The following is an 18350-nucleotide window of genomic DNA, read 5'->3' as shown; positions in this document are numbered from 1 at the left end:
GCTCTTCCCGATCGCGCCCAGGCCTCGGGCAAGTTAAGCCGCGTAATATATCATTTACGTCAGTGCATCCCAAGGCGGGAAACACTCCGTAACCCATAATTAGGTACCCACCCTGCAACCAAAGCCTTGAAAACCTGCAGACGGGTGAGTTCATCCGCACAAACCGCTATACTTCCCCGCTCAGCGACAACAGATAAAGCACAATGCCTCATTTTGACTACATAGCCTCCGCCCGGCGCACCATCAGCATGGAGCGCGACGCCGTCGACACCCTGCTGCAGCGGCTCGACGCACACTTTATTAAAGCTTGCGACACTCTGCTCGCCTGCACTGGCCGCATCGTTGTGACCGGCATGGGCAAGTCTGGTCATATCGGCTGCAAACTGGCAGCCACTCTGGCCAGCACCGGCACGCCTGCTTTTTTTGTCCACCCAGGCGAAGCCAGCCATGGCGATATGGGCATGATCACACCGCAGGACGTGGTCATTGCACTGTCCAACTCCGGTAATACAGCCGAAGTCGTCACCCTGCTGCCACTCATCAAGCGCATGGGCGTCCCCCTGATCAGCATTACCGGCAACCCGGAATCCACGATGGCGCTGGCCGCCGTTGCCAACCTGGATACCGCCGTAGCGCAGGAAGCCTGCCCACTTAACCTCGCCCCCACGTCCAGCACCACCACGGCACTGGTGATGGGCGACGCACTGGCGATCGCACTGCTGGAGGCGCGCGGGTTCAGCGCAGAAGACTTCGCGTTTTCACATCCAGGCGGCAGCCTGGGTCGCCGCCTGCTGCTGCTGGCCGATGACATCATGCATAGTGGTGACAGCATGCCTTTGGTCACGCCTAGCACCTCGCTGCGTGACGCACTACTTGAGATGACGCGCAAAGGTCTTGGCCTGACCGGCATTATCGACGAGCAACAACACCTGGTGGGCATCTTTACTGATGGCGATTTGCGTCGCACACTGGATCACAGCGTCGACTTCCATACTATGACGATTGCCGACGTCATGACCGCAAACGGTAAAACTGCGCGTAGTGGTATGCTCGCGGCCGAAGTGCTCAAAATCATGGAAGATGCGAAAATAAACGGCCTTTTTGTCGTGGATGACAACGGCAAACCCGTTGGTGCCCTCAACATGCATGACTTGCTGCGCGCAGGAGTGGTATGAACCAAACCCCAAAACAGCTAAACGAGCGAGCACGGTCCATTCGCCTGGCAATATTTGATGTTGACGGCGTACTGACTGACGGTCGCCTTTACTTCATGCCAGACGGTACCGAGTTCAAGTCATTCAATACCCTGGACGGGCACGGCATAAAGATGCTCATTGCGTCCGGGGTTGAAGCAGCGATCATCAGCGGGCGCAAGTCGCCACTGGTTGAGCGGCGCGCAGCGGCACTGGGTATAAAGCATCTAATCCAGGGCCGCGAAGACAAGCTCACCGCGCTCAGCGAGCTGCGCGAAATCGTACCCGTAGAAATGCACGAGATTGCCTTTTTGGGCGACGACCTGCCCGACCTGCCAGTGATTCGCCAGGTCGGCTTGGGCATGGCGGTTGCCAGCGCTGACGGCTTTGTTCGCAAGCATGCGCATGGCATCACAACGGCCACTGGCGGTGCGGGTGCTGCACGCGAATTCTGCGAACTTATCATGCAGGCACAAGGCACACTGGAAGATGCCCAGGCGGCCTACCTGTGAAACTGAACGTGCCACGTTACCTGCTGACCGGGCTACTGGTCGCAATCGGGGTGATACTTGCCCTGAGCATGGGGTACTGGAATATCCGCCCAGCCAGCTTTACGCCAGCCACGGACAGCAGCTCGACCCGACCAGACTTCTATATCGATAACGCGCGCATTCAGGCTCTGAGCAAAGAAGGCAAAACGGCCTACGAACTGACCAGCACGCACGCAGTACATCAGGTAGAAGATGGCAGCACGCATTTAGAGCAACCCAAGCTGGTATTCTATCGTGGCGAAGACCCCAAGCCCTGGCTGCTTGAAGCAGACGAAGGCCTGGTCACAGAAAACGGCGACCGCGTTGACCTGAAAGCTAACGTACTATTGCAACAACAACTGACCAATCAGCCAACCAGACGCCTGAGCACCTCCGCCCTGACCCTGTTTCCAGCACGCGATTATGCCGAAACCGATCAGGACGTTAAAATCGAAGCAGCCCGCAGCGTAACAACCGCCACGGGCATGCAGTTATTTCTCAATGACGGCCGCTTGAAGCTGCTGTCCACTGTACGAGGCCAACATGAGGTGCGCTAAATCCCTCTTCGTCATGACGCTGATGCTCTATCCAGCAGCTTCAGCAATCGCGTTGCCCAGCGACAGTAGCCAGCCTATACGCATCCAGGCCAATGCTGCGACCCTGGACGACAAGCGTAATACGGCGGTTTATACCGGCAACGTCATCATTACTCAGGGCAGCATGCGCCTGGCTGGCAGCCGGGTGACCCTGACCACTGACGCTAGTGGTCAACTGAACAAAATGGTCACGCAGGGCGGTCCTGCCACCTACCAGCAGACACCCGAAGCCAACAAGCCACCGGTCAAGGCACGCGCCCAAACGATCGAGTACTACGCCGCAGATGAACGCGTCGTGCTGATCGACAACGCCTTCCTGGAGCAGTCCGGCAATACCTTCCAGGGTGACTATGTCAGCTACGACATACCGGCACAGGTTGTCGATGCAGGGCGCAGCGGCAGCACTGGCAGCGGCGCCAGCAGCAACGGCAGTGGCCGCATTGAAATTACCATTCAGCCGCGTAGTCGCGGCAATGGTGCCACTGGCGGTGAAAGCGAGCCCACTGCGCCATGAGTACATTAACAGCCAGTCACTTGGCCAAGACTTACAAAGCACGTAACGTTGTCAAAGACGTCTCCGTCTCGATCAGTAGCGGAGAAGTCGTTGGCCTGCTGGGGCCCAACGGGGCTGGCAAAACAACCTGCTTCTACATGATTGTAGGCCTGGTCAAATCAGATCAGGGCGAAGTGCGAATCGACGATAAAGCCATCACCGCGCTGCCCATGCACGGTCGCGCGCGCGAAGGTATTGGCTACTTGCCACAGGAGGCCTCGATTTTCCGCAAGCTGACGGTGGCAGATAACATCATGGCCATTCTGGAGACCCGCAAAGATCTGAAAGCCGAGGGTCGCAAGGAAAAACTAGAGTCGCTGCTGCGTGAGTTTCATATTCAACACCTGCGCGACAACCTGGGCATGAGCCTGTCCGGAGGCGAAAGGCGGCGCGCCGAGATCGCCCGCGCACTCGCCACAGATCCCAGCTTCATACTCCTGGACGAGCCCTTCGCGGGCGTGGACCCCATTTCGGTCAACGACATAAAGCAGATCATCCAGCACCTCAAAGACAAGGGCATCGGCGTACTTATCACCGATCACAATGTACGCGAAACCCTGGATATCTGTGACAAGGCTTATATCGTTAGCGAAGGCACCATCATTGCCGAAGGCGACGCGGATGCCGTCATGGCAGACCAGAAGGTACGTGAAGTCTATCTGGGGCACGCGTTTCGGCTATAAAACGATAAAAGTTTCAGGCATGCTACAGGATGATATGAGCCAGAGCGGCCTCGATAACAGTTTGACCAAGCGCATAAGGTAGTTCGCCAAAAAATGAAACCCTCGCTCGTCCTCAAGATGGGACAGCAGCTGACGATGACGCCGCAGCTGCAGCAAGCCATCCGACTGCTACAGCTATCCAGCCTCGACCTCCAGCAGGAGGTGCAGGAAGCACTGGAGGCCAACCCCATGCTGGAGATGGCCGACGAAGGCGACGACGACTACAGCGCCGCCGGCTCTGCGGGCAGCGATGGCGACAGCGACGGCGACCCATCTGCCGTCACCCTACCCGAACCCGTATCCATGGATGCCATAGACCAGCATAGCCAGCCAGAGCAGGACGGCAACTGGAATGAGCAAATCCCCAATGAGTTACCAGTGGATACCCAGTGGGAGGATGTCTACCAGACATCAGCCAGCTCGCTACCCAGCCAAAATGAAGAAGACTGGGACTACACCTCGCGCACTGGCACAGGTGAAACCCTGCAAAGCCATCTGGAGTGGCAGCTCAACCTGATCCCGATGTCGGAAACCGACTACGAGATTGCGGCCGCGCTGATCGACGGCATCAATGCCGATGGCTACCTGGAAGAATCCCTCGACGACATACTCGCCTCACTGCCTCCCGAGATGGAAGTAGAGATGGATGAGGTCGAAATGGTACTGCACCGCATCCAGCAGTTTGAGCCCGTTGGTATTGGCGCACGGGATTTGCGCGAGTGCCTGCTGCTACAAATTCGCCAACTTCCGGCTGACACGCCGCTGCTGGAACAGGCCACCCGCGTGGTACGCGATCATCTTGAACTGCTCGGCAGCCGTGATTTCAGCCAGCTGATGCGGCGCAGCAAGCTTAAAGAAGATCAGCTACGCGATGCCATCGCGCTAATCCAGACGCTCAACCCTCGCCCCGGCGGCGAAATTGCCTCAGGCGAGCCCGAATACGTTATTCCCGACGTCATAGTGCGCAAGGATAATAACCGCTGGCTGGTCGAGCTGAATCAGGAATCAGTGCCCAAGGTCAGGGTCAATGGTCAGTACGCCTCTATGGTGCGTCGCGCCGACTCCAGTGAAGACAACACTTACCTGCGCAACAACTTGCAGGAGGCGCGCTGGTTCATCAAAAGCCTGCAAAGCCGCAACGAAACCCTGATGAAGGTAGCCACGCAGATCGTCGAGCACCAGCGCGGCTTTCTTGAGCAGGGCGAAGAGGCCATGAAGCCCTTGGTGCTGCACGATATCGCCGAAGCGGTCGGTATGCACGAATCGACTATCTCACGAGTTACCACGCAGAAGTTCATGCATACCCCGCGTGGCATCTTCGAGCTCAAGTACTTTTTCTCCAGCCATGTGGGCACCAGCGAGGGCGGCGAATTCTCCTCTACCGCCATTCGCGCACTGATCAAAAAACTGGTTGCAGCAGAAAACCCAAAGAAACCATTGAGCGATAGCAAGATCGCTGGTTTACTGGAAGAACAAGGGATCGAAGTGGCCCGCCGGACAATTGCTAAATATCGCGAATCGCTCAACATAGCCCCATCGAGCGAACGCAAGAGACTGGTTTAAGCAGTCAAGGAATATGCAGTGGCACCACCGGGTGACATTAGGTCACCCAGCAACATCAAGCCAATCAGGAGAAGCCGTATGCAGCTGAACATTAGCGGTCATCAACTCGATATCACTGACGCACTGCGCGATCACGTCACTGAAAAAATGTCCCGCCTGGAGCGGCACTTTGACAAGATTACCAACGTACAGGTAACCCTTGAGGTCGAAAAACTCCGTCAGAAAGCTGAAGCCACCCTGCACGTAGCAGGCGGCGAAGTTGTCGCCCTGGCTGAAAGCACTGACATGTACGTGGCGATTGATCAGCTAACCGACAAACTCGACAGGCAACTGATCAAGCATAAAGAAAAATACATCGATCGCCTGCAAGGCGCCAATGACCGTTAACGCGAACCTAACCGCATAACCATGCAAATAGATCATATCTTGACCCCTGACCGCACCTTTTCGGGCGTTCAGGGGGGATCCAAGAAACGTGTGCTGGAGCTAATTGGCAAACTGGTTGCCCAGCACACAAACCTTGATCCAGACGCTATTTATGAAAGCCTGATAGCCCGCGAAAAGCTTGGCTCCACTGGCTTTGGTAATGGCATAGCCATCCCTCACTGCCGCCTGGGCGATTGCCATAAAGCGATCGGCGCCCTGCTGCAGCTGGACGGTAAAATCGATTTCGATGCGCTGGACGGCCAGCCTGTGGACCTTATCTTTGTCCTTTTGGTGCCACAGGAAGCGACCGACCAGCATCTACAGATTCTGAAAATGCTGGCGAGCAAACTGGATCAGGCAGACTTGCGAGAAGCGCTGCGTAAAGCGCCCGATGCACAAAGCCTGTACGACATTATGACCGCCGGAGATGGGAGCTGAAGCCAATGCGACTGGTCGTCGTGAGTGGCCGTTCGGGGTCAGGCAAAAGTACCGCACTGCACCTGCTGGAAGACAACGGTTTCTACTGCATTGACAACCTGCCTGCGGGGTTACTGCCGGAACTGGCCAAACAGGCCAGCGAAGCAGACCTGAATCTACCGGCGATTGCCATCAGCATCGACGCTCGCAACCTGGCCAGCGACCTGCAACGCTTCCCCGAGTTGCTCAAGCAGGTACGCGATGCTGGCGTACAATGTGACGTGCTCTTCCTTGCCGCAGGCGATGACGTACTGATCAAGCGTTTTTCAGAAACCCGTCGCAAGCATCCGCTTACTGATAGCCAGCGCTCGCTAGCCGAGGCTATTGCTCAAGAACTGCGCATACTGGAGCCGATCATTGATCTGGCGACCCTCAAGATCGATACCAGCCACTTAAATCTTTATCAGCTGCGCGACCAGATAAAACAACGTTTACTCGGCAGCCAAGGCAGCACTCCCTCGGTACTCATTCAATCATTTGGCTTCAAACGCGGTGTACCCGCCGACGCTGATCTGATTTTCGACGTCCGCTGCCTGCCCAACCCCTATTGGCGTCCGGAGTTGCGCTCTTACTCCGGATTGGACGAGCCGGTACGCGAGTATCTGAGCAGCCAGCCGGACGTAGAAGAGATGTATCAGGATATCCGCCAGTTTCTCAATAAATGGCTGCCGCGTTATGCCGCCGGTGAACGCAGCTATATGACCATCGCCATCGGCTGCACTGGTGGACACCACCGATCAGTCTATCTCGCCGAACGACTGGTCAATGAGCTTCGCGCCAATACGCCCAATTTACTGATTCGCCATCGCGACCTTCATTGAAATGCCAACTACCCGCGTAAAAATCATCAACAAACTGGGCTTGCACGCCCGCGCAGCAGCCAAGTTCGTTGGCGTTGCCAATCGCTATGGCTGCGTTGTACAGGTTGGCGAGAATGAGACACTGCAGGTTGATGGCAAAAGCATCATGCAGGTCATGATGCTGGCGGCGAGCAAAGACAGTGAAATCTGTATTAGTTGCGAGGGTGATCAGGCCGACGAGGCGCTGAACGAGCTAGTCGCCCTGATTAACGACTATTTTGGTGAAGGGGAGTAGCTGCTGGAAGCTGGAAGCGCCAAGCTTCAAGCTCTAAGCCGCAAGACTGACGTTTTCAGCTGGCTTTAAGCTTGTAACTTGTAGCTTGAGGCTTGCAGCCAATAGCCGCCTGGCGGCGGCCGTTAAGCGCCCCCTACCGTCATACCATCAACCAACCAGCTCCCCGTCAGGTAATTACCGCGTCGCTCCAGATCACTGCCGACGCAGCGTAGATTGGCATACATATCTTTCAGGTTACCAGCGATGGTCACTTCGTTGACGGCATGCTGTATCTCACCGTTCTCGACCCAAAAGCCACCTGCGCCGCGGGAATAGTCACCGGTCACGCCGTTGACGCCCTGCCCCATCAGCTCCGTCACCAACAACCCGGTGCCCATTTCCTTGAGCAGGGAATCAAGGTCACCGGCATTACTGGTGACCTGCAGGTTGTGCACACCGCCAGCATTAGCGGTGCTCGGCATGCTTAGCTTACGACCGGAATAAGTAGAGAGTATCCAGCTACTCAAGCGTCCCTGGTCAATAAAGGCCTGCTCACGTGTCGCCAAGCCGTCACCATCAAAAGCGGCACTACCCATGGCACGCAGCTGGTAAGGGCGCTCACACATCGTCATCCACTCAGGAAAGACCGGTTGACCGAGCGCATCCAGCAAAAAAGTAGACTGCCGGTAAACCGCACCACCCGATATAGCCCCCAGCAGGTGCCCGACCAGACCTACAGCCTGGTCAGCGGCAAACAACACGGGCACCTTAGCGGTTTTAATCGGCTTGGGGTTCAGGCGCGACAATGTTCTCTGCGCCGCCTTGCGGCCAATCTCCTGCTCGCTCGGCAAACGATCAGCGATACGGTCGACGGCATACCAGTAATCACGCTGCATACCCTGCTCCGACCCTACGATCAGCACCGCAGCCGCACTATGCCGCGAGCCCATAGAGCTACCGATGAAGCCATGACTGTTGCCATACACCCGACAGCCTTGCTGCGTACTCACCTGCGCGCTATCGGTGGTCAGGCGCGAATCGACTTCGAGCGCCGCAGCCTCCAGCGCCAGCGCCTTATCGATAGCGGCATCGGCACTGATATTCCAGGGATGAAAAAGGTCCAGATCAGGTATCTGCTGCGCCATCAAGTCAGCATCTGCCAAACCGGCACAGGGATCTTCCGAAGCGTGGCGCGCAATAACCAGTGCCGTTTCTACTGCTTTGCGAATAGCTTCGTCGGAGGTGTCAGAGGTGCTTACCGACCCCTTGCGCTGACCGGCATATAGCGTAATGGCAAAGCCCTGGTCTCGATTAAACTCAACCGTCTCGACCTCACCCTTGCGCACGCCAACGGATAATCCGGTATTTTGGCTGACGCCAACTTCACTGGCAGACGCCCCCTGACGGCGAGCCTCATCAACAATAAAGGCTACCCGTTGTTCAAGGTTGGCACGCAGCGTTTGCGGATCGTCAGGCTGAGTCGAAATCGGTGTCGTCATATATCCTCCAGAGCAATGCATTCCATTGTAACGGGGTTGCGCCACACCCGACCACAGCCGATTACCCCTGTACTGATCAGAACAGGTATCATAGTCACCAGCAGCCGCGTCTGCTCATGCAATAACACCTACCCAACCCGAGCAATTTCCAACAGGCACGCCATGACCGAGTTTCACGAAGACGAATCCCTCGAACCCATTGACGAAGGCAAGAGCAAAAGTCAGATCAAACGGGAAATGGATGCTCTGCAGGAAATGGGACGTAGACTGATCGCGCTCAAACCCGATCAGCTCAACAAACTTGAGTTGACCGACAAGCTACGCCTGGCGTTGGCCGAGGCCCCCCGACACACTGCGCGCGGCGCTCTCAAGCGCCACATGAGCTTTGTCGGCAAGCTGGTTCGGGACCAGGATATTGAAGCGATCCAGACGTATCTTGACCTGATCGACAGCAGTACCCAGGCACATGCCCAGCACTTTCACCAGATGGAACGCTGGCGTGATCGCCTGCTCACCGGCCGCAGCGACGAACTGGAACTCTTCATGCTGGCTTATCCCGCTGCCGACCGGCAGCAGATTCGACATCTGGTTCGACAAGCCAATAAAGAAGCCGAGCAAAACAAGACTCCAGCGGCCTCCCGCAAGCTATTCAAGATGATCCGGCAACTGATAGATAGCGCCAAGGGACTCTAGTTTTACCCGGCGTTGAGTCAAAGGTTCCGGCATACGCCAGAACCTTTGCTGGCGAAAGGCTAAGCAGACTGCTAAGTTTTAGACACATGCGTCTTTGACTAGCAGAGGATATCGCCTGCGTGAGCCTTGCCCTAGATCTGCCCCGACTCCAAACTGCACTTCACACTCCTGCTCAGGATGAGCGTCAAAAACTACTGCGCGGACTGCTGCAACCTCAAGCGCGCATCGACTCCAAATACTTTTACGACGACCGTGGCTGTGAACTCTTCACCGCCATCTGCAAACTCGACGAGTACTACCCTACCCGCACTGAAGCCGCGATATTTACGGAGCATCGCGACGCTATTGCCGAACATCTGCCTGCCCGTATGCAATGGATAGACCTGGGCTGCGGCGATTGCGGTAAAACGCGGTATTGGCTCGACGCAATACGCCCGGCCAGGCTGGTTGGCGTTGATATCGCAGGCGAGTTTCTACAAAGCTCGCTGGCCGAGATTGCCAGGCAACACCCACGACTGGAATGCGTCGGCGTGGTCACCGACTTTACCCAGCAGTTGGACCTGCATGATTTGCTGGCTGAGCGAGCGGACTCACCCCCCGTGTTTTTCTACCCAGGCTCCTCCATCGGCAACTTCGAGCCTCGCGACGCTATACGCTTCTTACGGCGAGTGAGGGCGCACTGCGGCCAGCATGGTCGGCTACTGATCGGGGCAGACCTGGTCAAAGATACCGACATTCTCGAAGCAGCTTATGATGACGCCAGCGGGGTTACTGCCGAATTTAATCTCAACGTGCTGAGCGTGGTAAACCGAGAGTTGGATGCCAATTTTGATCCGGAAAAATTTCGCCACTGCGCGCGATTCGATCAGGCCAGCCGCCGCATCGAAATGCGCCTGATTTCAAATCAGCAGCAACGGGTAGAGTTCGGCGCCCACACCGACCGGCATTTCCGTGCAGAAGAGCACATACTCACCGAGTATTCTCACAAATACAGTGTCGACGAATTTCGCGCTCTGCTGGCGGCCAGTGGCTTGCGCTGCAAGCAATACTGGACTGATCCGCAAGACTGGTTCGGCGTATTTCTAGCGGAGCCAATATGAGCCACATCGCCAGCCAGCGGAGCGCTAACAGCCTTGAGTTTCGCTACGCCCAGACCCGGGCGTACTCGCTAGAGCTTATTCGCGGGCTCAGTGCAGAGGATTGCCAACTGCAATCCATGCCGGATGCCAGCCCACTCAAGTGGCACCTCGCACACACCACCTGGTTCTTTGAGACTTTTGTGCTCGGTGCCCTGGATACGCCGCCACCGCCACTGGACCCTCGCTACCGCATACTCTTCAACTCCTACTATGTGGGCGTCGGTGAGCGACACCTGCGGGCAGAGCGCGGCCTGCTGTCACGCCCCTCACTGGACGAGGTACTGCACTATCGCCAGCACGTCGACCAGCACATGTCAGCGCTGCTGGCGACGGGGGATCAGTCAGGCAAGCTCAACGAGCTGATAGAGCTCGGACTGCAGCATGAGCAACAGCACCAGGAGCTGATGCTGACCGATCTCAAACACCACTTTGCCTGTAATCCATTGCAACCCGCCTGGCGTGATGCTGCACCCGAGCATCCGCAAGCAGAACAAGACAAGTCCGCACAACAGTTTGTCTCATTGGCAGGCGGGCTATGTGAGATCGGTCATTCAACTGCAGAGTTCAGCTATGACAACGAAGGGCCTTCGCACAAGGTCTGGCTTGAGCCGTTTCAAATAGCAGACCGCAATGTGAACAATGGGGACTTTCTTGCCTTCATCGCCGACGGCGGCTATCAGCGGCCCGAGCTTTGGCTCTCAGATGGCTGGGACTGGGTTTGCAGCCACGAAGTGAAAGCGCCGCAGTATTGGCAGCACCGTGACCAGCAGTGGGTGATTTTTACCCTCGCCGGGGAGCAGCCACTGAACCATGGCGCGCCGCTATGCCACATCAGTCTGTATGAAGCTGACGCCTTTGCACGCTGGTCAGAGGCCAGATTACCGACAGAAATGGAATGGGAGCACGCCGCCAGAGAGCACCCGGAACTGGGCGGGTTATTTGGTGAAGTATGGCAATGGACCAACAGCGCCTATCTGCCTTACCCGGGTTACCAGCCTGCTGCCGGTGCCGTGGGCGAATACAACGGCAAGTTCATGATCAACCAGATGGTGCTGCGTGGCAGCTCATGCGCCACACCCAACGGCCATAGCAGGCCATCCTACCGCAACTTTTTCCCCGCCGCGGCGCGCTGGCAATTCAGCGGCTTACGCTTGGCACGCAATCCATAAAAGATAGCGCTATCGCGGCATAAAAAAGGCCGCCCCGGATCAACCGGGGCGGCCTTTTTAGCACTCAGACTAACTGCTGAATCAGTAACCCAGAGCGAAGTTCTCTGCGTCCATGTCCATCAGGTTGTCGGCGCCAGACAGCATTGAATCTACGTGAGCGCGGGTGCGCGGCAGAATTCGCTGGAAGTAGAAGCGCGCGGTCTGCAGCTTGGCAGTGTAGAACGCCTCTTCGGAAGTCCCCTCGGCCAGCTTGGCAGCGGCAACGCGTGCCATATCAGCCCAGAAGTAGGCCAGGCAAGCGTAGCCGGAGTACATGCAATAGTCGACTGAAGCAGCACCGACCATTTCACGATCCTTCATAGCGGCCATACCTACTTTCATCGTCAGCTCGCCCCACTCTTTATTGAGCTGAGCCAGCGGCGCGACGAACTCGGCGATATCGCTGTTACCTTCCTGAGCCTGACAGAACTTGTGAACGATCTTGGTGAAGCCCTTCAGTGCTTCGCCTTGCGTCATCAGTACCTTACGGCCCAGCAAGTCCAGCGCCTGAATACCGGTAGTGCCTTCATACAGCATGGCAATACGCGCATCACGTACGTTTTGCTCCATGCCCCATTCAGCAATAAAGCCATGACCACCGTAGATCTGCACGCCGTGGTTGGCAGCTTCAAAGCCTACTTCAGTCATGAATGCCTTGGCGATAGGCGTCAACAGCGCCAGCAGCGCATCAGCTTGCTTCTGCTGCTCAGGATCGGTGCTGTTCTTGACGATATCCACTTGCTTCGCGGTGAAGTAAACCATGGCGCGGCAGCCTTCGGCGAACGACTTCATGGTCAGCAGCATGCGGCGCACGTCAGGATGAACGATGATCGGGTCAGCGGCTTTTTCAGGCGCCTTGGGGCCGGTCAGCGAACGCATTTGCAGACGGTCACGTGCATACTGAATGCCACCCTGGAAGCCGACTTCAGCGTGCGCCAGGCCTTGCAACGCAGTACCCAGACGCGCGGTGTTCATAAAGGTGAACATCGCATTCAGGCCCTTGTTTGGTGGCCCGATCAAATAGCCGGTTGCGCCGTCAAAGTTCATCACGCAGGTCGCATTGCCGTGGATACCCATCTTGTGCTCCAGGGAGCCACAGGCCACGCCATTGCGCTCGCCCATCTCACCTTCTGCATTAGGCAGAAACTTGGGCACGATGAACAGGGAAATACCCTTGGTGCCGGCCGGTGCATCGGGCAGACGCGCCAGAACGATATGGACGATATTTTCCGCCATGTCGTGTTCGCCGGACGAGATGAAGATCTTGGTGCCGTTCAACTTGTAGGTGCCGTCAGCAGCAGGCTCGGCCTTAGTGCGCAGCATGCCCAGATCGGTACCACAATGCGGTTCGGTCAAACACATGGTGCCGGTCCACTGGCCAGAAACCAGTTTGGTCAGATAAGTGTGCTTCTGATCTTCGGTACCGTGGGTAGCGATGGTGTTCATGCAGCCATGCGACAGGCCAGGGTACATGCCCCACGACCAGTTGGCTTGGCCAACCATTTCGCTGATGGCCAGACCCAAAGATTCGGGGAGACCCTGGCCGCCGTGATCAACGTCATGCGCCAGGCTCGGCCAGCCACCTTCAACATACTGCTGATAGGCTTCTTTAAAGCCGGTTGGCGTCTTCACGCCCTCAGGGCTCCAGGTGCAACCCTCGGTGTCGCCTACCCGGTTAAGGGGAGCAATAATCTGCTCACAGAACTTGGCGCCTTCTTCAAGAATGGCGTTAACCATATCGGGAGTCGCATCTTCACAGCCTGGCAGGCTCTGGTAATGCTCTTCATAACCCAGAAGCTCATCGCGAACGAAACGGATATCACGCAGGGGGGCTTTATAATCGGGCATGGTGCTTGACCTCAACAGTAGTATCAGATGCAAGGGCAGCGAAGGCTGCAGGGTGCGCTGCCTGGCAGCACATTCAAACATGTGTTTGAAACATACGTTTACGCCAAATGAAAGTCAACCCCCGCGTGAATACCTAACTATAAATAGATACGCATAGCGGCTAGACAAAACAGTAGCGTATTGCTGAAATCAGGAAGGTTGGTAGACGGGGGCAGTCAGGCGCGCAAGTCCACTGACCCGATGTCGGCGGCATTTGCTGCGATATTGCGATACAGCGACAAGTCACGCGAAGAGGCCGATGCCTCATCAACGGTATCGTCGCCAGACGCACTTTCTTGATCGCTCTCTTCTGACGCACTGACGTCGCCGCGTTCCGAGTCTTCAGCAGGCTTGGTCGCCAGCTCGGCACGCGCCTGTGCAACAACCTGGGCAGCTTGCGCTGCTACGGCCAGATCTTGTCCTGAAGGTTCTGCAGGCGCGAGGGCTGCCCGCCGGACTTGCTCCATCTTGTCGATTGTCGCCTGTGGATCACCCGGCACCCGAGAGGTATCGATACCTACTTCACCACCCACCGCATACAAACGACCATCCGGACCGCGTTTGTAATCGTACTGTACCGAGCCAGCATACTGACCACCTGCGGCCATGTGCGCCTGTTCGTGGCTGCGCACCTCTCGGTCGCGCGCTGCCAGCTCACTGATTTCTTCCTGCGTTACTCGCTGCAACTCAGCTTCGGCATCAGCCAACTGGGCCCGCTTCTGCTGCTCCAGGTCCTGACTTCCAGAAACCGCCTTTTCTTCAGGCGGCTTGGCACCGGCAGCATCGCCAGCAGACATTTGATCAACGGGAGGAAAGTCGCTACTCGCCTTGTCCGGGCGTGTCGCGTTATCGATAGACGTAGGGGAAACGGCAGCGGCTTGAAACTGCGACGATACAACCGGAGGGGAATAACCGTACGTGCTGGCAGCACCGATACTCATCATAACCAAAGACCTCGACCAGTCAGCCCAGGCGCACCCGAAATAGGCGCGTCCGGGACGACTCAGCTTAGACGGTTACGTCGAGCAACGTGCCCAACACTTCGTCTGCGGTATCAATCACAGAAGCACCGGCTTGAGCTTCCTGACGCCCTTGCTGCAGCTCAACCAGACTATCGACCAGATTGACCGGTCGCGCACTTTCTACCGGAGAGCTGGAAGCAGCTTGCCCGGTAGCAGGCTGTGCAGGCACGGCCTGCGGAGCAGTGGGATCAACGGCAGTTCCAACGCGGGCGATATCAGACGCAGCATTGGACATACGGTTTTGACCCTGACGCACACTGGTCAGGCCAGATGAAATCAAGTCAAGGGTAGCCATAACAAAACCTCGGTGTTCTAGAAAGCCTGCACTTATTCAAGCACAAATGGCCACTATTGGACATCACCGCCGGTCAGTTCAGACCAGTGGCGTCACATCCAAATAGGGCGCTACGGCAGCAGCGCTTGCGTTCTCAAGTCGCGGAACACGACCCAAAAAAGGTGCCTTGATTAACGCCTGCAAGGTAGCCAGGTTCTCATCCGGCCGGCTCATGTCCGGATCAACGTGATTGGCAACCCAACCCGCCAACTCCAATCCGTCTGCGGCAATGGCCTCGCAGGTCAGCAGGGCATGATTAATACAGCCTAGCCGCATACCCACCACCAGAACCACGGGCAACTTCAGATCAGTCGCCAGCCCGGACAAGAGCTCATCACTGTTCAGCGGCACCCGCCAGCCACCTGCCCCTTCAACCAGGGTCAAATCCCGTTTGCGATCAAAAACCTCGAGGCAGGCACCGGCCAGCACTTCAAGGGTCAATGCAGCACCCTCTTCCTGCGCCGCGATATGGGGCGCAATAGCGGCTTTCAGTGCAATAGGGTTGATCAGCTCGTACGCTAACTCGGGCGAACACTCTGCCTGCAAGGCAAGCGCATCTTCGTTACGCAAGCCTTGCGCTGTGAGTTCGCATCCTGCCGCTACCGGCTTGACCGCAGCCGTACTGAGCCCACCAACACGTGCGGCGTGCAGAAGCGCAGCCGCAATGGTTGTTTTGCCGATTTCGGTATCGGTACCGGTCACAAAATATCGTCTGGACATGCTCTACTCCATCAAACCTGATCAAGGCCCTTGAACAACAGTACTTGAGCCACCTGGTAGGTCGCTGGCAACCCCGTTGCCTGACGCCGAGTTTCATAGGCTGTAGTCAGAGCGCGCAAGCGAGCGCGCCCGGTTAAACCGCTTGGTCGACCAGCGTTGAGGTTATGTGCCCCCAACGCCTTGAGCTCGTGGGTCAACTCACTCAGTTGCGCATAATGCAGAACATGCATCTCAACCTCGCAATGCCAGCTGGCAAAGCCAGCACCAGCGAGTATTCCCTGCAACTGCGGCAAAGGCATAAACCGATTCACGTGCACAAAGCCATCGACCGCTTGCCACGCCTCGCGCAACTCAACCAGCGTGCCTGCAACCAGGGTATTGAAAGCCATACATCCGCCTGGTTTCAAAACACGGAACGCCTCGTTCAAAGCCAGCGGCAGCTGCGGACACCATTGCAACGCCAGGCTTGAGAACAGCAGGTCCTGGCTAGCGGAACGCAATGGCAGCGCCTCTGCATCGGCAGCCAACCAGGCCAAACCAGACGGACTTTGCTCGCGGGCATAGCGCAGCATACCTTCGGCTATATCCAGCCCCAGAACCGGCTTGGCAAAACGTTGCGCCAACGCACGGGTAAAGTAACCAGTGCCACAGCCAATATCGGCTAATGCTTCAAACTGCACCGTATCCGGCAAACGCCCCAGCAGATTGCTGCCCACATTACGCTGCAGTTCAGCCACCTGATCATAGGTACCCGCGGCCCGGCTGAAGGAGGCGGCAACCTGCTGCTTATCGATTACCGCATCACTCATTCCGGACGGACCCAATCAGCGATTTGCTGTGCCACCCAGTCGGGCTGTTCCAAAGGCAAGGCGTGACTGGCATCCGGGTGCAAACGTATTTGCGCTTTCGGGTTGAGCGACTGCAATTTTGTAGCCACAGTCGCAGGCACCAACGCATCTTGACCCGCCAGACAATGCAGCACCGGCTGCTGAGTGCGGCTGAGATGAATACGGTTATCCAGCACACCCAAAAGCGCAAGCTGATTCAACCGCTGCAATGGGTCAGCGTCGCTCCACTGTAATTGCTTGCTTAACTCTCGGGCGTTGGCGCCCCCCTGGCTGACCAGCAATCCAAAGCGTTTGAGGATCTTTTCCGGTTTCTCGCGGGCGTCATTAAAGAACGTCTTGAAGGTCTCGGCCGGCATGGCCTCCAGCCAATCTGTGCGCGTCGCAAAGCAGGCATTGCTGGCGATAGTCACCACGCCACAAAAGCGTTCGGGATAACGACGTAATAGTTGTACTGACAACATGCCGCCCAAAGACCAGCCAACCAACCAACCAGGCTGAAGGGAGTCGGCCAGCTCCTGCAAATCGGTCTCAAGACTCGACATTTGCATGGGCGGCAACTCATGCAGGTGCACCGCAAATGCAGGCAAGCTGCTTTGCAAAGCTGATTGCAACGGCGCCAGGTTGGCGGCAGACAGCGCCCAGCCCGGCAAGAGGTTAATACTATTCATCAGGTCACTCTTCATCAGCCAAGTCCTGTTCGGGAAGACCTGCCAAAGCGAATTTAAGGGCATCCAGCAATTGATCGACATCGCTATCGCTGTGTGCGGCGGAGAGGGTCACGCGCAGGCGTGCCGTGTTGCGGGGCACTGTCGGCGGGCGGATGGCAGTCACCATGATACCTTGCCCGCGCAGAGCGGCCGACAGCGCCATCGCTCTAGCGCTGCTACCAACCAGAATCGGCTGAATGGGCGTAGGACTCTCCATCAATTGCAGACCAAGCTCACCGGCGCCCTGGCGAAACCGCGCAATAAGCTGCTGCAGGTGGCTACGCCGCCAATGCTCATCGCGCAACAGCTGCAAGCTCTTGAGTGTTGCACAGGCGACGGCCGGTGGCTGACTGGTGGTGTAAATATAGGGACGAGCAAACTGAATCAGCGTTTCAATCAACTCCTCACTGCCCGCGACAAAGGCGCCCGACGTGCCAAAGGCTTTGCCGAGGGTGCCGACCAATACTGGAACCTCTTCCAGCCCAAGGCCAAAGTGCTCAACAATGCCGCCACCCTGCTGACCCAAACAGCCAAAGCCGTGAGCATCATCAACCATCATCCAGGCGCCGCGACTGCGGGCCTGAGCGCATAGCTCCGGCAGGTTGGCGAGATCGCCATCCATGCTGAACACGCCATCGGTCACTATCAGGGTATCACCGGTCGCCTTTTCCAGTCGCGCCGCGAGGCTGGCCGGATCATTGTGCAGATAACGTGAGAAGCGGGCGCCACTGAGCAAACCGGCATCGAGCAAAGAGGCATGATTCAAACGATCTTCAAGCACCGTATCGCCCTGCCCGACCAGCGCAGTAACTGTCCCCAAATTAGCCATATAGCCGCTAGACAGCAGCAGTGCACGCGGCCGCCCTGTGAGCTGGGCCAACGCTTCTTCAAGCTCGTGATGCGGCGTGCTGTGACCGACAACCAGGTGCGACGCGCCACCGCCCACCCCCCAACGCCGAGCACCCTGCGCAAAAGCCTCAATCACCTCGGGGTGATTGGCCAGACCCAGATAGTCATTACTGCAGAACGCCAGCAAGTTCTCACCATCGACGCGCACCCGCACATCCTGCGGCGCATCCAACAAAGGTCGGCGGCGATAGAGGTGGGCAGCACGACGCGCTGCCAAGCGTGAGGAAAGATCAAATGGCACGGAGAGGAC

The 18350-nt window shown here is 57.1% G+C and carries 21 protein-coding genes; 13 read left to right on the top strand and 8 right to left on the bottom strand.

The window, feature by feature from the left end:
* Window positions 1–203: 203 nt before the first annotated feature.
* The 10 genes from EF096_RS08385 to EF096_RS08340 all read left to right on the top strand — a co-directional run bounded on the left by EF096_RS08385 (window position 204) and on the right by EF096_RS08340 (window position 7155).
* Window positions 204–1175 carry a KpsF/GutQ family sugar-phosphate isomerase gene (locus EF096_RS08385; protein WP_123889174.1) on the top strand — a complete coding sequence of 324 codons (972 nt, stop codon included), beginning with the start codon at window positions 204–206 and terminating at the stop codon, window positions 1173–1175.
* Window positions 1172–1705 (top strand): KdsC family phosphatase, encoded by a 534-nt coding sequence (locus tag EF096_RS08380; RefSeq protein ID WP_123889173.1) that lies wholly within the window; start codon window positions 1172–1174, stop codon window positions 1703–1705. The genes EF096_RS08385 and EF096_RS08380 overlap by 4 nt, the downstream gene beginning before the upstream one ends.
* A complete protein-coding gene (gene lptC, locus EF096_RS08375; RefSeq protein WP_123889172.1) occupies window positions 1702–2280 on the top strand; it encodes an LPS export ABC transporter periplasmic protein LptC in 579 nt (192 codons plus the stop codon). The genes EF096_RS08380 and lptC overlap by 4 nt, the downstream gene beginning before the upstream one ends.
* Entirely contained in the window at window positions 2267–2833 is a 567-nt protein-coding gene (lptA, locus tag EF096_RS08370; RefSeq protein WP_182248637.1) for a lipopolysaccharide transport periplasmic protein LptA, read from the top strand. Before lptC ends, lptA begins: the two co-directional genes overlap by 14 nt.
* The gene (lptB, locus tag EF096_RS08365; RefSeq protein ID WP_123889171.1) at window positions 2830–3555 is read left to right on the top strand and encodes an LPS export ABC transporter ATP-binding protein; all 726 of its coding nucleotides are present in this window, start codon (window positions 2830–2832) and stop codon (window positions 3553–3555) included. The genes lptA and lptB overlap by 4 nt, the downstream gene beginning before the upstream one ends.
* A 93-nt stretch (window positions 3556–3648) precedes the next feature.
* Complete coding sequence (locus EF096_RS08360) at window positions 3649–5157, top strand: RNA polymerase factor sigma-54 (protein ID WP_123889170.1); 1509 nt, start codon at window positions 3649–3651, stop codon at window positions 5155–5157.
* Window positions 5158–5235: 78 nt separating this feature from the next.
* Window positions 5236–5544, top strand: coding sequence for a ribosome hibernation-promoting factor, HPF/YfiA family (gene hpf / locus EF096_RS08355; RefSeq protein WP_123889169.1), 309 nt, complete (start codon window positions 5236–5238; stop codon window positions 5542–5544).
* A 21-nt stretch (window positions 5545–5565) separates the two neighbouring features.
* Entirely contained in the window at window positions 5566–6021 is a 456-nt protein-coding gene (gene ptsN / locus EF096_RS08350) for a PTS IIA-like nitrogen regulatory protein PtsN (protein WP_123889168.1), read from the top strand.
* A 5-nt stretch (window positions 6022–6026) separates the two neighbouring features.
* On the top strand, window positions 6027–6881 hold the full coding sequence (rapZ, locus tag EF096_RS08345) for an RNase adapter RapZ (protein WP_123889167.1): 855 nt from the start codon (window positions 6027–6029) through the stop codon (window positions 6879–6881).
* Between the two features lies 1 nt (window position 6882).
* On the top strand, window positions 6883–7155 hold the full coding sequence (locus EF096_RS08340; RefSeq protein ID WP_123889166.1) for an HPr family phosphocarrier protein: 273 nt from the start codon (window positions 6883–6885) through the stop codon (window positions 7153–7155).
* A 122-nt stretch (window positions 7156–7277) separates the two neighbouring features.
* On the opposite strand, the gene pmbA is transcribed toward EF096_RS08340, so the two are convergent.
* Complete coding sequence (gene pmbA / locus EF096_RS08335) at window positions 7278–8633, bottom strand: metalloprotease PmbA (RefSeq protein ID WP_123889165.1); 1356 nt, start codon at window positions 8631–8633, stop codon at window positions 7278–7280.
* A 162-nt stretch (window positions 8634–8795) separates the two neighbouring features.
* Between pmbA and yjgA the strand changes: the two genes are divergently transcribed.
* The 3 genes from yjgA to egtB all read left to right on the top strand — a co-directional run bounded on the left by yjgA (window position 8796) and on the right by egtB (window position 11634).
* Complete coding sequence (gene yjgA, locus EF096_RS08330) at window positions 8796–9326, top strand: ribosome biogenesis factor YjgA (protein WP_123889164.1); 531 nt, start codon at window positions 8796–8798, stop codon at window positions 9324–9326.
* A 119-nt stretch (window positions 9327–9445) separates the two neighbouring features.
* Window positions 9446–10426 (top strand): L-histidine N(alpha)-methyltransferase, encoded by a 981-nt coding sequence (gene egtD, locus EF096_RS08325; protein WP_158611249.1) that lies wholly within the window; start codon window positions 9446–9448, stop codon window positions 10424–10426.
* Complete coding sequence (egtB, locus tag EF096_RS08320; RefSeq protein ID WP_123889162.1) at window positions 10423–11634, top strand: ergothioneine biosynthesis protein EgtB; 1212 nt, start codon at window positions 10423–10425, stop codon at window positions 11632–11634. Before egtD ends, egtB begins: the two co-directional genes overlap by 4 nt.
* Window positions 11635–11715: 81 nt before the next feature.
* Here egtB and EF096_RS08315 read toward each other — a convergent pair whose 3' ends face one another.
* The 7 genes from EF096_RS08315 to bioF form a co-directional block, all read right to left on the bottom strand.
* Entirely contained in the window at window positions 11716–13521 is a 1806-nt protein-coding gene (locus EF096_RS08315) for a phenylacyl-CoA dehydrogenase (RefSeq protein WP_123889161.1), read from the bottom strand.
* Between the two features lie 215 nt (window positions 13522–13736).
* Complete coding sequence (locus EF096_RS08310; RefSeq protein WP_123889160.1) at window positions 13737–14504, bottom strand: putative metalloprotease CJM1_0395 family protein; 768 nt, start codon at window positions 14502–14504, stop codon at window positions 13737–13739.
* A gap of 64 nt (window positions 14505–14568) precedes the next feature.
* Entirely contained in the window at window positions 14569–14877 is a 309-nt protein-coding gene (locus EF096_RS08305; protein ID WP_123889159.1) for a hypothetical protein, read from the bottom strand.
* 78 nt (window positions 14878–14955) lie between these two features.
* Window positions 14956–15636 carry a dethiobiotin synthase gene (gene bioD / locus EF096_RS08300; RefSeq protein ID WP_123889158.1) on the bottom strand — a complete coding sequence of 227 codons (681 nt, stop codon included), beginning with the start codon at window positions 15634–15636 and terminating at the stop codon, window positions 14956–14958.
* An 11-nt stretch (window positions 15637–15647) separates the two neighbouring features.
* Window positions 15648–16445 (bottom strand): malonyl-ACP O-methyltransferase BioC, encoded by a 798-nt coding sequence (bioC, locus tag EF096_RS08295; RefSeq protein WP_123889157.1) that lies wholly within the window; start codon window positions 16443–16445, stop codon window positions 15648–15650.
* Window positions 16442–17152 (bottom strand): alpha/beta fold hydrolase, encoded by a 711-nt coding sequence (locus EF096_RS08290; RefSeq protein ID WP_158611248.1) that lies wholly within the window; start codon window positions 17150–17152, stop codon window positions 16442–16444. The genes bioC and EF096_RS08290 overlap by 4 nt, the downstream gene beginning before the upstream one ends.
* A gap of 4 nt (window positions 17153–17156) precedes the next feature.
* Complete coding sequence (gene bioF / locus EF096_RS08285; protein ID WP_123889155.1) at window positions 17157–18341, bottom strand: 8-amino-7-oxononanoate synthase; 1185 nt, start codon at window positions 18339–18341, stop codon at window positions 17157–17159.
* Window positions 18342–18350 lie beyond the last annotated feature (9 nt).

It is taken from the genome of Pseudomonas neustonica (assembly GCF_003797945.1).
Taxonomy (GTDB): domain Bacteria; phylum Pseudomonadota; class Gammaproteobacteria; order Pseudomonadales; family Pseudomonadaceae; genus Halopseudomonas; species Halopseudomonas neustonica.
This window is presented reverse-complemented; position numbering and strand designations above follow the sequence as displayed.